Source organism: Pseudomonas sp. F3-2 (assembly GCF_038804275.1).
Classification (GTDB): domain Bacteria; phylum Pseudomonadota; class Gammaproteobacteria; order Pseudomonadales; family Pseudomonadaceae; genus Aquipseudomonas.
Genome location: NZ_CP152388.1, coordinates 4,634,143 through 4,647,818 on the forward strand (window position 1 = coordinate 4,634,143; position 13,676 = coordinate 4,647,818).

Annotated in this window: 12 protein-coding genes; 4 read left to right on the forward strand and 8 right to left on the reverse strand. The window is 59.6% G+C overall.

From position 1 onward, the window contains the following. Positions 1 to 68: 68 nt before the first annotated feature. The 7 genes from ispC to rpsB form a co-directional block, all read right to left on the reverse strand. Positions 69 to 1,259 (reverse strand): 1-deoxy-D-xylulose-5-phosphate reductoisomerase, encoded by a 1,191-nt coding sequence (ispC, locus tag AAGQ88_RS20830; protein ID WP_342653439.1) that lies wholly within the window; start codon positions 1,257 to 1,259, stop codon positions 69 to 71. Beyond that, a complete protein-coding gene (locus AAGQ88_RS20835; RefSeq protein ID WP_342653440.1) occupies positions 1,256 to 2,074 on the reverse strand; it encodes a phosphatidate cytidylyltransferase in 819 nt (272 codons plus the stop codon). Before AAGQ88_RS20835 ends, ispC begins: the two co-directional genes overlap by 4 nt. Continuing rightward, complete coding sequence (gene uppS, locus AAGQ88_RS20840) at positions 2,074 to 2,829, reverse strand: polyprenyl diphosphate synthase (RefSeq protein ID WP_093463314.1); 756 nt, start codon at positions 2,827 to 2,829, stop codon at positions 2,074 to 2,076. The genes AAGQ88_RS20835 and uppS overlap by 1 nt, the downstream gene beginning before the upstream one ends. Before the next feature lie 17 nt (positions 2,830 to 2,846). Beyond that, positions 2,847 to 3,404, reverse strand: a complete 558-nt coding sequence (gene frr / locus AAGQ88_RS20845; RefSeq protein WP_093463311.1) for a ribosome recycling factor — start codon at positions 3,402 to 3,404, stop codon at positions 2,847 to 2,849. After that, positions 3,401 to 4,144 (reverse strand): UMP kinase, encoded by a 744-nt coding sequence (gene pyrH / locus AAGQ88_RS20850; protein ID WP_011059526.1) that lies wholly within the window; start codon positions 4,142 to 4,144, stop codon positions 3,401 to 3,403. Before pyrH ends, frr begins: the two co-directional genes overlap by 4 nt. A gap of 201 nt (positions 4,145 to 4,345) precedes the next feature. Beyond that, positions 4,346 to 5,209, reverse strand: a complete 864-nt coding sequence (gene tsf, locus AAGQ88_RS20855; RefSeq protein ID WP_285422373.1) for a translation elongation factor Ts — start codon at positions 5,207 to 5,209, stop codon at positions 4,346 to 4,348. 186 nt (positions 5,210 to 5,395) lie between these two features. Beyond that, positions 5,396 to 6,136, reverse strand: a complete 741-nt coding sequence (gene rpsB, locus AAGQ88_RS20860) for a 30S ribosomal protein S2 (protein ID WP_074752735.1) — start codon at positions 6,134 to 6,136, stop codon at positions 5,396 to 5,398. Positions 6,137 to 6,474: 338 nt separating this feature from the next. Between rpsB and map the strand changes: the two genes are divergently transcribed. The 3 genes from map (at position 6,475) to dapC (ending at position 11,284) form a co-directional block, all read left to right on the forward strand. After that, on the forward strand, positions 6,475 to 7,257 hold the full coding sequence (gene map, locus AAGQ88_RS20865) for a type I methionyl aminopeptidase (protein WP_285422374.1): 783 nt from the start codon (positions 6,475 to 6,477) through the stop codon (positions 7,255 to 7,257). Between the two features lie 51 nt (positions 7,258 to 7,308). Next, positions 7,309 to 10,008 (forward strand): [protein-PII] uridylyltransferase, encoded by a 2,700-nt coding sequence (locus AAGQ88_RS20870; protein WP_285422375.1) that lies wholly within the window; start codon positions 7,309 to 7,311, stop codon positions 10,006 to 10,008. 82 nt (positions 10,009 to 10,090) lie between these two features. Continuing rightward, the gene (dapC, locus tag AAGQ88_RS20875; RefSeq protein WP_342653441.1) at positions 10,091 to 11,284 is read left to right on the forward strand and encodes a succinyldiaminopimelate transaminase; all 1,194 of its coding nucleotides are present in this window, start codon (positions 10,091 to 10,093) and stop codon (positions 11,282 to 11,284) included. Between the two features lie 149 nt (positions 11,285 to 11,433). Here the strand turns inward: dapC and AAGQ88_RS20880 are convergent, their stop codons facing one another. Then, positions 11,434 to 13,080 (reverse strand): Na+/H+ antiporter, encoded by a 1,647-nt coding sequence (locus tag AAGQ88_RS20880; RefSeq protein ID WP_285422377.1) that lies wholly within the window; start codon positions 13,078 to 13,080, stop codon positions 11,434 to 11,436. A gap of 230 nt (positions 13,081 to 13,310) precedes the next feature. On the opposite strand from AAGQ88_RS20880, the gene AAGQ88_RS20885 reads away from it, so the two are divergent. Continuing rightward, the gene (locus AAGQ88_RS20885) at positions 13,311 to 13,673 is read left to right on the forward strand and encodes an ArsC family reductase (RefSeq protein ID WP_285422378.1); all 363 of its coding nucleotides are present in this window, start codon (positions 13,311 to 13,313) and stop codon (positions 13,671 to 13,673) included. Positions 13,674 to 13,676 lie beyond the last annotated feature (3 nt).

Consider the following 13,676-nt stretch of genomic DNA (forward strand, 5'->3'; position numbering starts at 1 on the left):
CGGTGCGCTCAAGCACGCGCTGCATGCTCATACGCACCCATTGACCTGCGCCTGTCGGCACTTGCCGTTTATCGCCCATTTCGACCGAGCCACTGCTCCGCCAGCGATCGAGCCCGGGCATCGACTTCGAAAACCGTATCCAGCTCGTCCACTGCCACGACAGGCTCAAGATTCAACACCTCGTCGATCATACTCGCGATCTCCGGGTAACGGATGCGTCGGTCCAGGAACGCGGCCACCGCCACTTCGTTGGCCGCATTCAAGACCGCCGGAGCGCTGTTCCCGGTTTCCGCAGCTTGCCGCGCAAGGCGCAGGCAAGGGAAGCGCAATTCGTCCGGTGCCTGAAAGTCCAGCCGGGCAATGCTGAACAGATCGAGCGGCGCGACGCCCGAATCGATGCGCTCAGGCCAGGCGAGCGCATGGGCAATCGGCGTGCGCATGTCGGGGTTGCCCAGTTGCGCCAGCACCGAGCCATCCGCGTAGTCCACCATCGAGTGGATCACGCTCTGGGGGTGGATGACCACCTGGATCTTTTCAGGCGTGGTGTCGAACAACCAGCAGGCTTCGATCAGCTCGAGGCCCTTGTTCATCATGCTCGCAGAATCCACGGAAATCTTGCGCCCCATGGACCAGTTCGGGTGCGCACAGGCCTGCTCTGGCGAAACTTCTTCCAGCTCGGCCAGTGCCGTTTCGCGAAACGGACCGCCCGAAGCTGTCAGCAATATCCGCCGCACCCCCACCTGCGCAAGGCCATTGGCGTAGTTGCCAGGCAGGCACTGGAAGATCGCGTTGTGCTCGCTGTCCAGAGGCAGCAATACCGTGCCACTGCGGCGCACGGCCTGCATGAACAGCGCGCCGGACATGACCAGCGCCTCCTTGTTGGCCAGCAGAACCTTCTTGCCAGCCTCCACCGCCGCAAGCGTCGGGCGCAGACCGGCTGCCCCGACGATGGCCGCCAATACGGTGTCGACCTGCGGGTGAGCGGACACCTCGCACAGGCCGCCCTCCCCTACCAGCACCCGCGTGTCGAGGCCGGCCGCCCGCAAGTCATCCTGCAATTGCCGCGCAGCGACCGTGGTCGGGACCACGGCGAACTGTGGCGTGTGGCGAACGCACAACGCCAGCAGCTCTGTCAGACGGCTGAAGCCGGTCAGGGCGAAAACCTGGTAGCGCGAAGGATGACGCGCGATAACGTCCAGCGTACTCAGGCCTACCGACCCGGTAGCTCCCAGAACGGTGATCAGTTGGGGCTTGCTCACATCATGCCCCAATCTTTGGCTGCCCAGAGCAGCAGGGCGAAAACCGGAATCGCGGCGGTAAGGCTGTCGATGCGGTCAAGCACGCCGCCATGACCCGGCAGCAGGTTGCTGCTGTCTTTAACGCCGGATTTACGCTTGAACATGCTTTCGGTCAGATCGCCCACCACGGAGATCAACACCACGATCGCCGCGCACACCAGCGCGAACACGATCTCAAGAATGGACCATCCGCGGAAAATACCCACGACCGCTGTGATGAGCAGGCAGGCAGCGAGACCGCCGTAAAGGCCTTCCCAGCTTTTGCCCGGGCTGACTTTCGGGGCCAGCTTGCGCTTGCCGAACGCCTTGCCGGAGAAATAGGCGCCAATGTCGGCACCCCACACCAGAATCATCACCGAAAGAATCAGCCAGTTGCCCATCGGCGCCAGCTTGATGAGAACCAGTCCTTGCCAGGCCGGCAGTAGAATCAGCAGACCGATGGCCAGTTTGCATGCGGCGCTTGACCAGTGTTCGCTGGACTCGGGGTACGTCAGCACCAGCCAGGTCGCGGTCAACCACCAGAGCAAGGCCGCCACCAGGATCCATGGTGCGAGCCCGGGCAACAGATAAAGAAGAAACAGCAGCACCCCGACCACTGCCGAATACAGCACGCGGGCAGATTGAGCTTCAAAACCGGCCAGACGCGCCCATTCCCACGCCCCCAGCACCACTACGGCGCCGATGAACAGCGCGAAGCTGCCACCGACGAGCAGAAAGAAGCCGCACAGGGCGAGTGGCGCAAGGATCAACGCTGTGATGATTCGTTGTTTGAGCATTAAGCACGGGCTCCTGCTTCAACCTGCTCGCTGGTCTTCCCGAAGCGGCGTTGGCGAGAAGCGAAATCGGCCAGCGCATGGCGCATGGCTTCGTGTTTGAAGTCCGGCCAGAACAGGTCGGAGAAATACAACTCGGCGTAAGCCAGCTGCCACAGCAGAAAATTGCTGATGCGGTGCTCGCCACCGGTACGAATGCACAGATCTGGCAACGGCAGATCGCCCGTCGCCAGACAGGTCTGCAGCAGCTCCGGGGTGATGTCGTCAGGGCGCAGATGCCCGGCCTGGACCTCACGCGCGAGGCGCTGCGCGGCCTGAGCGATGTCCCACTGACCGCCATAATTGGCGGCGATCTGCAGGACAAAGCGGCTGTTCGCGGCAGTGCTGGCTTCCGCTTCGCGGATAGCAGCCTGCAACTCCGGGTGGAACCGCGAGCGATCACCGATGATCCGCAGGCTGATGCCGTTCTCGTTCAGGCGCCGGGTCTCTCGACGCAAGGCGGTGAAGAACAACTCCATCAGCGCGCCGACCTCCTCGGCCGGACGCTGCCAGTTCTCACTGGAAAAGGCGAACAGCGTCAGCACCTCGACCTTGGCCTCGGCGCACACCTCGATCACGGCGCGAACGGCGTCCACGCCAGCCTTGTGGCCTGCCACACCTGGCAGCAGACGCTTCTTGGCCCAGCGATTGTTCCCATCCATGATGATCGCGACATGACGCGGCACCGATGACGGCACAGCCAGCTTTGTCTTATCCATGAAAGCTTCCTGACCCCTTATACGGCCATCAGGTCCTTCTCTTTATCTTCCGTGGCCTTGGTGATCTGGGCCTCGAAATCCTTGATCAGCTTGTCGATCTCAGCGGTACCACGACGCTCTTCGTCTTCGCTGATCTCTTTGTCCTTGACCAGTTTCTTCAGATCGCCCAGCGCATCGCGACGGATATTGCGAACGGCTACGCGCGCATCTTCTGCGGCACTGCGGGCCTGTTTGGTGAAGCCCTTGCGGGTCTCTTCGGTCAGCGCGGGCATGGAGATCAGCAGCATCTCGCCCAGGTTGGTCGGGTTCAGGTTCAGACCTGCGCTTTGAATCGCCTTGTCGACCGCCGCGAGCATGTTGCGCTCGAACGCCACGACCTGCAGGGTGCGGGAGTCTTTGACGGTGACGCTGGCGACGCCGCTCAACGGGGTATCAGCGCCGTAGTAAGGCACCATCACGCTGCCCAGGATGCTGGGGTGGGCCTTGCCGGTACGAATCTGGCCAAACGCGTGGTGCAGCGATTCGATGGATTTCTGCATGCGCTCTTGAGCGGCTTTTTTAATGTCGTTGATCATTGTTCGCCTTCCTCGATCAAAGTTCCTTCCGCGCCGCCATGCACGATGTTCAGCAGGGCGCCGGGTTTGTTCATATTAAAGACACGCAGCGGCATCTTGTGGTCACGGCACAGGCAGATGGCCGTCAGGTCCATTACACCCAGCTTGCGATCCAGCACTTCATCGTAGGTCAGATGATCGAACTTCTCGGCATGCGGGTCCTTGAATGGATCGGCAGTGTACACACCATCCACCTTGGTTGCCTTCAACACGACGTCGGCGTCGATTTCGATCGCGCGCAGGCAGGCAGCCGAATCGGTGGTGAAGAACGGGTTGCCGGTCCCCGCAGCGAAAATGACCACTTCTTTGGAATTGAGGTGGCGCATGGCTTTGCGACGATCATAGTGATCGGTCACACCCACCATGGAGATGGCCGACATCACGATGGCCGAGATATTGGCGCGCTCCAGCGCATCACGCATTGCCAGGGCATTCATCACAGTGGCCAGCATGCCCATGTGATCGCCCGTGACACGGTCCATGCCAGCGGCACTCAACGCCGCACCACGGAACAGGTTGCCACCGCCGATCACCAGACCGACCTGAACCCCAATGCCCACCAGCTGACCCACTTCAAGCGCCATGCGATCCAGCACTTTAGGGTCGATACCGAACTCTTCCGACCCCATCAGGGCCTCGCCGCTAAGCTTGAGTAGAATGCGTTTATAGCGAGCTTGATAACCACTGCCCTGCTGAGCCATTGCGAATCTCTCCTGCGGCGTTAAAAAAAATCTGACGAGTCGACCAGCCATGTGCGGCTGCGCTAACTCTAGGCTACTACCTGAGGAAATTGCAGCCTCGTAAGCCACAACCCCTGAAAAACAAATTCCGCGTGCCGTTTTGACAAAGAGGCTGCGCGCGTGAGCGGGCAGCCTCTTTGGGGCGACAGTTGGAGAACCGTCTTATTGCTTGGAAGCAGCTACTTGAGCAGCAACTTCTTCTGCGAAGTTGTCGACTGGCTTCTCGATGCCTTCGCCTACTTTGAAGTAGGTGAACGATACGATTTCAGCACCGGCTTTCTTGGCCAGCTCGCCGACCTTGATTTCCGGGTTCTTGACGAACGCTTGCTCGACCAGGCTGGCTTCAGCCAGGAACTTGCTGATACGACCGGCAACCATCTTCTCGGCGATATCGGCAGGCTTGCCTTTGAGCTTGTCTTCGTTCAGCTGCAGGAAGACGTTCTTCTCGCGCTCGATCGCTTCGGCCGAAACGTCGGAAGGCAGCAGGAACTCAGGGTTGCTGGCTGCAACGTGCATCGCGATGTCTTTGGCCAGTTCAGCGTCGCCGCCTTTGAGGGCTACAACCACGCCGATCTTGTTGCCGTGCAGGTAGGAACCCAGAACGTCACCTTCAACACGCGCCAGACGACGAATGTTGACGTTCTCGCCGACCTTGGCAACCAGAGCGGTACGCTCGGTTTCCTGAGCTTCGATCAGTTGCTCGACGGTGAAGTCTTGCTGCTCGAATGCTTTTGCGACGCTGGAAGCGACGAAGGTCTTGAAGTCGTCCTGCAGAGCCAGGAAGTCGGTCTGCGAGTTGACTTCGATCAGGACAGCGCGCTTGCCGTTGTCCTTGATAGCGATGGCGCCTTCAGCAGCAATGTTGCCTGCTTTTTTGGCGGCCTTGATTGCGCCCGAAGCACGCATATCGTCGATGGCTTTTTCGATGTCGCCGCCGGCCTTGGTCAAGGCCTTTTTGCAGTCCATCATACCTTCGCCAGTACGCTCGCGCAGTTCTTTGACCAACGCTGCAGTAATCTCTGCCATTTCAAAATCCTCTTGGATAGGTCTTCAACCATTCCACCCGCTGGGCGGGCGTTCAAATTCTTGAAAAGCCATGGTGACCGCTGCACATGACATCAGGTCGATGGCAACGCCAGATGGTTTTCGAGGTGGCAAAAAGGGGGCCTAGCCCCCTTTTTGCGTACTGAGTAAACGCCAGGCGTTTGCTACTCAGCCTTCAACAGTTGCCGCTGGAGCTTCTTCAACGTAAACGTCGGTGCCGCCAGCAACGTTGTTGCGACCACGGATGACAGCATCAGCCATCGAACCCATGTACAGCTGGATGGCGCGAATGGCGTCATCGTTGCCTGGGATGATGTAGTCAACACCTTCAGGGCTGCTGTTGGTATCGACTACGCCGATGACCGGGATGCCCAGCTTGTTGGCTTCGGTGATAGCAATGCGCTCGTGATCAACGTCGATAACGAACAGAGCGTCTGGCAGACCGCCCATATCCTTGATACCGCCCAGGCTACGATCCAGCTTTTCCAGATCGCGAGTGCGCATCAGCGCCTCTTTCTTGGTCAGCTTGGCGAAGGTACCGTCTTCAGCCTGAACTTCGAGCTCGCGCAGACGCTTGATGGAAGCACGGATGGTTTTGAAGTTGGTCAGCATGCCGCCCAACCAGCGGTGATCGACGTACGGCGAACCGCAACGTGCTGCTTCTTCAGCGACGATCTTGCCAGCGGAACGCTTGGTGCCGACGAACAGGATCTTGTTTTTGCCCTGAGCCAGGCGCTCAACGAAAGTCAGAGCTTCGTTGAACATAGGCAGGGTTTTTTCAAGGTTGATGATGTGAATCTTGTTACGCGCGCCGAAAATGTACTTACCCATTTTCGGATTCCAGTAACGGGTTTGGTGACCGAAGTGCACACCGGCCTTCAGCATATCGCGCATGTTGACTTGGGACATGATAGTTCCTTGATAAGTCGGGTTAGGCCTCCACGTATCCCAATGACCAACCAACGGCTTGAGCCGAGGGCACCCAGGTCATCGTGTCGACACGTGTGTGGGTTTGAGCTTTCGGGACGTACCCCGTAAAGCGGCGCATTTTATATCACAAAAGCTCTGATAACGGAACCCGAAATAAGATCCTGTTTTTCAGACGCTTTTTCATGCTTCGCCGCGTCGATGGACACGGCCGCGGGCATGCATATAAGGAAGCGATGATAACCCGCCCGGCGACGGTCTGGTAGAATCGCGTTTTTCCGTGTTTTAGCTGCGGCCCTGCCGCGCCGAGAGAGCCTTGTATGACCGTTACCCTCAAAACCCCTGAAGACATTGAAAAGATGCGTATCGCCGGCCGTCTCGCCGCTGACGTGCTCGAAATGATCGGGGCGTACGTCAAGCCTGGCGTCACCACCGACGAGCTGGATCGTATCTGCCATGACTACATCGTCAATGAGCAGAAAGCCATTCCGGCGCCGCTGAATTACAAGGGTTTTCCGAAATCCATCTGCACCTCGATCAATCACGTGGTCTGCCACGGCATCCCGAACGAGAAGCCGCTCAAGGATGGCGACGTACTGAACATCGACGTGACCGTCATCAAGGACGGTTACCACGGCGACACCAGCAAAATGTTTCATGTGGGCAAAGTGCCCGAGTGGGCCGAGCGCCTGTCGCGTGTGACTCAGGAGTGTCTGTATAAAGGCATCGAGGTCGTCAGGCCGGGTGCGCATCTTGGCGACATCGGCGAGGTGATCCAGAAGCACGCAGAGAAGAACGGCTTCTCGGTTGTCCGTGAATACTGCGGCCACGGCATCGGCAAGGTCTTCCACGAAGAACCTCAGGTGGTGCATTACGGCAAGGCCGGCACCGGCATGGAGCTCAAGGAAGGCATGACCTTTACCATCGAGCCCATGATCAACCAGGGCAAAGCTGACACGCGCCTGCTTGGCGACGGCTGGACAGCCATCACCAAGGACCGCAAGCTGTCGGCGCAGTGGGAACACACCATTCTGGTGACCGCTTCGGGCTACGAGATCTTCACCTTGCGCAGCGATGACACCATCGCCCGCGTCTCGGCCTGATCCCACGTCTCTACCCAGTACGGTCGATATAGATAGAAGGAAAGCAGCTCGATGCCGCAGGTGGACCCAGATTTGTTCGATCGCGGCCAGTTCCAGGCCGAACTGGCGCTCAAGGCCAGCCCCATCCCGGCCTTCAAGAAAGCCATACGTCAAGCCCGCGAGGTGCTGGACCAACGCTTCAAATCAGGCCGGGAGATCCGCAGACTGATCGAGGACCGCGCCTGGTTCGTCGACAATATTCTGCAGCAGGCCTGGGACCAGTTCGACTGGAGCGAAGACGCCGACATCGCCCTTTTGGCGGTGGGCGGGTATGGCCGAGGCGAACTGCACCCCTATTCCGACATCGACCTGCTGATCCTGCTGGACAGCGCCGACCATGAGGTTTTCCGCGATTCCATTGAGCGTTTCCTTACGCTGCTGTGGGACATCGGCCTGGAAGTGGGTCAGAGCGTTCGCTCGGTGGACGAATGTGCCACTGAGGCCCGCGCTGATCTGACCGTGATCACCAATCTCATGGAAAGCCGCACCATCGCAGGACCCGAGCGACTGCGCCAGCGCATGCTGGAAGTCACCAGCACTGGCGAGATGTGGCCCAGCAAGGAATTCTTTCTGGCCAAACGCGCCGAACAGAAAACCCGCCATCACAAGTATTTCGATACCGAATACAACCTCGAACCCAATGTGAAGGGCTCGCCGGGCGGTCTGCGTGACATCCAGACGATCCTCTGGGTTGCGCGCCGCCAGTACGGCACGCTCAATCTGCACGCGCTGGCCGATCAGGGCTTTTTGCTGGAAAGCGAAAACGCGCTGCTGGCGTCGTCTCAGGAATTTCTCTGGAAGGTGCGTTACGCGCTGCACATGCTGGCGGGCCGCTCCGAGGACCGGCTGCTGTTCGACTACCAGACCAACATTGCACGCCTGCTCGGCTATCAGGACAGCGACGCAAAGCTGGCCATAGAGCGCTTCATGCAGAAGTACTACCGCGTGGTCATGAGCATCGCCCAACTCAGCGACCTGATCATTCAGCATTTCGAAGAAGTGATCCTTTCCGATGACGAGCACACCGTCACCGAATCGATCAACTCGCGCTTCCAGCTCCACGACGGGTATATCGAGGCAACCCACGCGAACGTCTTCAAACGCACGCCTTTCGCGATGCTGGAGATATTCGTACTGATGGCGCAACGCCCGGAAATCAAAGGCGTGCGTGCCGACACCATTCGCCTGCTGCGCGAACACAGGCACCTGATCAACGACGATTTCCGCAACGATATCCGCAATACCAGCCTGTTCATCGAACTGTTCAAGTGCGAGATCGGCATTCACCGCAATCTGCGTCGCATGAACCGGTACGGCATTCTGGGCCTTTATCTGCCGGAGTTCGGCCACATCGTCGGGCAGATGCAACACGATCTGTTCCACATTTATACCGTCGACGCCCACACGCTGAATCTGATCAAACACCTACGTAAGCTTCAATACACCCAGGTGTCGGAGAAATTCCCGCTTGCAAGCAAGCTCATGGCCAAGCTTCCCAAGCCTGAATTGATCTACCTGGCCGGCCTTTATCACGATATCGGCAAAGGTCGCGGCGGCGATCATTCGGAACTCGGTGCAGTGGACGCCGAAGCCTTCGGCATTCGCCACCACTTGCCGCAGTGGGACACGCAGTTGATCGTCTGGCTGGTGCAAAACCATCTGGTGATGTCCACCACGGCGCAGCGCAAGGATCTCTCCGATCCGCAAGTGATCCACGACTTCGCCCAGTTCGTGGGCGACGAGGTGCATCTGGATTACCTTTATGTCCTGACGATCGCCGACATCAACGCGACGAATCCGACGTTGTGGAACTCCTGGCGTGCCAGCTTGCTGCGTCAGCTTTACACCGAAACCAAACGCGCGCTCAAACGCGGTCTGGAAAACCCGGTCGACCGCGAGGAGCAGATTCGTCGCACGCAGAGCGCAGCGCTGGACATATTGGTGCGCAGCGGCACAGACCCCGACGATGTCGAGCAGTTATGGTCCCAGCTTGGCGACGATTACTTCTTGCGCCACACCGCGGGCGACGTTGCATGGCACAGCGATGCAATCCTGCAGCAGCCCGTCGACGGCGGTCCTCTGGTGTTGATCAAGGAGACGACGCAGCGTGAATTCGAGGGCGGCACGCAGATATTCATCTACGCGCCGGACCAGCACGACTTTTTCGCAGTGACCGTAGCGGCGATGGACCAGTTGAACCTGAACATTCACGACGCTCGGGTCATCACGTCTACCAGCCAGTTCACCCTTGACACCTACATCGTGCTGGACAGCGACGGCGGCTCCATCGGCGATAATCCCGAGCGGATCAAGACCATCCGCGAAGGGCTGACTGAAGCGCTGCGCAACCCGGACGACTACCCGACGATCATCAAGCGTCGAGTGCCCCGTCAGCTCAAGCACTTTGCCTTCGCCCCGGTCGTCACGATTTCCAATGACGCACAGCGTCCGGTCACCGTGCTGGAGCTCAGCGCCCCGGACCGTCCCGGCCTCCTCGCCCGCGTGGGCAAGATATTCCTGGAGTTCGATCTGTCTCTGCAGAACGCCAAGATTGCCACCCTGGGCGAGCGGGTCGAAGACGTCTTCTTCCTGACCGATGAAAACAACCAGCCACTGTCCGATCCCCAGCTGTGTCGCCGCCTGCAGGACGCGATCGTCCAGCAACTGAGCGTCAACCCGGAACCGGGCAGCGAACTGCGCATCAGCATCTGAACGCCCTGACGAATCGATTCAACAGCGCCTGAACATTCTGATGCGGAATGTCAGGCGCCCAGCTCCCTGAGACCCATTGCACATGAATAACGCTCTGCAGCAGCTTCAACCCTACCCGTTCGAAAAACTCCGCGCCTTGCTTGGCAGCGTCACGCCCAACCCTGACAAGCGCCCGATCGCCTTGTCGATCGGCGAACCCAAGCACACATCGCCCGAGTTCGTTGCAAAGGCGCTGGCCGACAACCTGGACCAGATGGCTGTCTACCCCACCACGGCCGGGATCCCTGCACTGCGTGAAGCCATCGCCAACTGGTGCGAGCGCCGTTTCAGCGTTCCGCAGGGCTGGCTGGACGCGAGCAAGCACGTGCTGCCGGTCAACGGCACGCGCGAAGCGCTGTTCGCGTTCACCCAGACGGTGGTCAATCGCAGCGATGACGGTCTGGTGATCAGCCCGAACCCGTTCTATCAAATCTACGAAGGCGCCGCGTTCCTCGCCGGTGCCAGCCCGCATTACCTGCCGTGCCTTGCAGAGCATGGCTTCAACCCTGACTTCGACGCCGTGCCGGCTGACGTCTGGAAACGCTGCCAGATTCTCTTCCTGTGCTCGCCGGGTAACCCGACGGGCGCGCTTATCCCCGTTGAGACGTTGAAGAAGCTCATCGCGCTGGCCGACGAACACGACTTCGTGATCGCCGCCGACGAATGCTACAGCGAGCTTTACTTCGACGAGGACGCCCCTCCACCGGGTCTGCTCAGCGCGTGCGCCGAACTGGGCCGTCAGGATTTCAAGCGTTGCGTGGTGTTCCACAGCCTCTCCAAACGCTCCAACCTGCCGGGACTGCGTTCAGGATTCGTCGCCGGCGATGCCGAGATTCTCAAGGCCTTTCTGCTTTATCGGACCTATCATGGCTGCGCGATGCCGGTTCAGACGCAACTGGCGAGCATCGCGGCGTGGAACGATGAAGAACACGTACGCGCCAACCGGACGCTGTACCGGGAAAAGTTCGATGCGGTGCTGGAAATCCTCTCTCCGGTAATGGACGTGCAGCGCCCTGACGGTGGCTTCTATCTCTGGCCGAACGTCGGCACCGATGACGCAGCATTCTGCCGCGACCTGTTTGTCACCGAGCATGTGACCGTCGTGCCGGGTTCTTACCTGTCCCGCGATGTCGAGGGCTTCAACCCGGGTGCCGGGCGCGTCCGCATGGCACTGGTTGCACCGCTCGCCGAATGTGTCGAGGCAGCCGAGCGGATCCGCGCATTCGTTCAACGTTGACCATTGTGCCGCCCTCAGAAACTTAAGGTGCGGTACATATGTAGTGCACTCGCGTTTCTTTCACACCGGATAATCGGACCTCCTTCAATCCTGCTCGAACAGGGAGGTCCACCGATGCGCCTCATCCACTCCGTCAAGACCTGCCCGCCCTATTTGGCCGGCCCCAGATTGGCCTCGTTAAGATCGAGCTCTGCCAGAATCTGGCCCAGCACATCGTCCCCGATCTGGTGATGACGATGCAGACGGTAAAGCTCCAGTCGTTGAGCACGCAGGGCATTGATGCGCATGCGCTTCTCCACTTGATCCATCTGAAACGCCAGTGCCTGGGCTTCGGCCGTGTCGTTGAACATCTCCAGCCGATGGCGGTACTCGGACATGATGCGCGACTTCACCTCGGTCGCCAGTACCGCCTGCGCGGCATCCGGAGACGTCGTGGCATCCGCCACCTCGGGATTTTCCAGTGCGTGGATCGCCGCTTCCGCCGTGCGTTTCCAGGCATCGCGCACTTCTCGCTTCAGGCGCAGATCGGGCTCGCTGGTAAGACCGCGCACCAGCAGCGGCAAGGCAATACTGGCCACCACCAGGGAGATGAGGATGACGCCGGCAGCAATGAATATCAGCAGGTCACGCTCGGGAAACTCGATACCCGCGCTGATCAGCATCGGCACCGACAGAGTACCGGCCAGCGTCACAGCCCCGCGCACGCCACCGACCGTCAACAACAGGGACGAACGGGTCGAGAGCTCCAGCGAGCCGTCGCCGCGTCCGCGCCAACGACGTATCCGGATCATCAGACGCCAGATGCTTTGCACCCAGACATAACGCAGCACGGCCAGCACCACGAAAATGGCCAGCACATCCAGGCAACGCCACAACAGCGTGGGCCAGAGCGTGACCTCGTGGACAGTGACCGCCGAGATAATGTCCGGCAACTGGAGACCCAACAGGAGGAAAATCAGGCCGTTGAATGCGAACTCCAGCAACGTCCATACGCTTCGGTTGAGCAGCCGGGTGCTGGTCTGTCGCGGCAGCAGGTCCACCCAGCTTTGCATCATTCCTGCGGCCACCGCCGACAGGATGCCGGAAACCTGCAGCCGTTCCGCCAGAACGTAGGCAGCAAACGGCAACAGCAACATGAATACCACGTGGGTCGCTGGATCATCCCAGCCGCGGGTGATCATCCAGCTGCGCATCCGCCCTACCAGCCAGCTGAGCGCGATGCCGACGGCCAGGCCGCCGCATGCGACGAGGATGAAATTGAGGCTCGCGTCGGCAATGGAAAACACGCCGGTAATCGCTGCAGCCAGCGCGAACTTGAAGGTCACCAGGCCAGACGCATCGTTCATCAGTGCCTCGCCCTGCAACATCCGCATGATCGGCGCGGGCAGGCGATCCTGAGCGATGGCGGACACCGCAACGGCGTCGGTCGGCGACAGAACCGCTGCCAGGGCAAAGGCTACCGGCAGAGGGACTGCGGGCAATAACCAGTGAATGAAATAACCGGCGCCTATGACCGTGAAGATAACCAGACCAACCGCCAGCGTCAGGATGGGGCCGCGGTAGCGCCAGAAGTCTCGCTTGGGCATGCGCCAGCCATCGGAAAACAGCAAGGGTGGCAGAAACAGAAATAGGAACAGCTCGGGATCCAGCGCCACGTGCAGCCCCAGCGTCGGCCAGGCGAGCAATGCACCCGCGGCGATCTGCACCAAGGGCAACGGCAGGGGAATGACACGGGCCAGTAATCGCGAGACACCCACAAGCGTCAGAAGGATAAGGACGGTATAGGCTGTCTGCATTGCGTGCTTCCCCGAGCGAGCGACTGATGACTGCCATCCAGTCGGCTGGATGCAGCGTCGAGGTGCCATATTAGCGGTTTAACATGACGCCTCGCCTTAACACTTAGGTCAGGGCCAGACCGCTGCAGGTCGGTTGCAATGCAGAAACCCTTGCCAGGCCGCGCCCAACCGGCTTGTACGTGGCATAATCCGTCACCGTTTTTTCCAACCATTGCAAAGGGGGCAAGCTCATGGCCGAAAATACCAACACATTGCACCTCTACGGAATCAAGGCGTGCGACACGATGAAGAAGGCTCGCACCTGGCTCGATGAAAAATCGGTGAACTACGATTTCCATGACTACAAGACGCTGGGCATCGACCGCGAACACCTGACCCAGTGGTGCAACGAGCACGGCTGGCAGACGGTACTGAACCGCGCAGGTACGACCTTCCGCAAACTGGACGAGTCGCAGAAAGCCGACCTGGACCAGGAAAAAGCGATTGAACTGATGCTCGCCCAACCGTCGATGATCAAGCGCCCAGTGCTCGATCTTGGCGGCAAAACCCTGATTGGTTTCAAACCCGAACTGTACGCTGCGGCTATCGCCTGATTG

What these genes read in the sequence shown, in the direction of transcription:
- AAGQ88_RS20835 (WP_342653440.1), bottom strand. Translation starts at nt 2,074, where the DNA reads ATGCTCAAACAACGAATCATCACAGCGTTGATCCTTGCGCCACTCGCC.
- uppS (WP_093463314.1), bottom strand. Translation starts at nt 2,829, where the DNA reads ATGGATAAGACAAAGCTGGCTGTGCCGTCATCGGTGCCGCGTCATGTC.
- frr (WP_093463311.1), bottom strand. Translation starts at nt 3,404, where the DNA reads ATGATCAACGACATTAAAAAAGCCGCTCAAGAGCGCATGCAGAAATCC.
- pyrH (WP_011059526.1), bottom strand. Translation starts at nt 4,144, where the DNA reads ATGGCTCAGCAGGGCAGTGGTTATCAAGCTCGCTATAAACGCATTCTA.
- tsf (WP_285422373.1), bottom strand. Translation starts at nt 5,209, where the DNA reads ATGGCAGAGATTACTGCAGCGTTGGTCAAAGAACTGCGCGAGCGTACT.
- rpsB (WP_074752735.1), bottom strand. Translation starts at nt 6,136, where the DNA reads ATGTCCCAAGTCAACATGCGCGATATGCTGAAGGCCGGTGTGCACTTC.
- map (WP_285422374.1), top strand. Translation starts at nt 6,475, where the DNA reads ATGACCGTTACCCTCAAAACCCCTGAAGACATTGAAAAGATGCGTATC.
- AAGQ88_RS20870 (WP_285422375.1), top strand. Translation starts at nt 7,309, where the DNA reads ATGCCGCAGGTGGACCCAGATTTGTTCGATCGCGGCCAGTTCCAGGCC.
- dapC (WP_342653441.1), top strand. Translation starts at nt 10,091, where the DNA reads ATGAATAACGCTCTGCAGCAGCTTCAACCCTACCCGTTCGAAAAACTC.
- AAGQ88_RS20880 (WP_285422377.1), bottom strand. Translation starts at nt 13,080, where the DNA reads ATGCAGACAGCCTATACCGTCCTTATCCTTCTGACGCTTGTGGGTGTC.
- AAGQ88_RS20885 (WP_285422378.1), top strand. Translation starts at nt 13,311, where the DNA reads ATGGCCGAAAATACCAACACATTGCACCTCTACGGAATCAAGGCGTGC.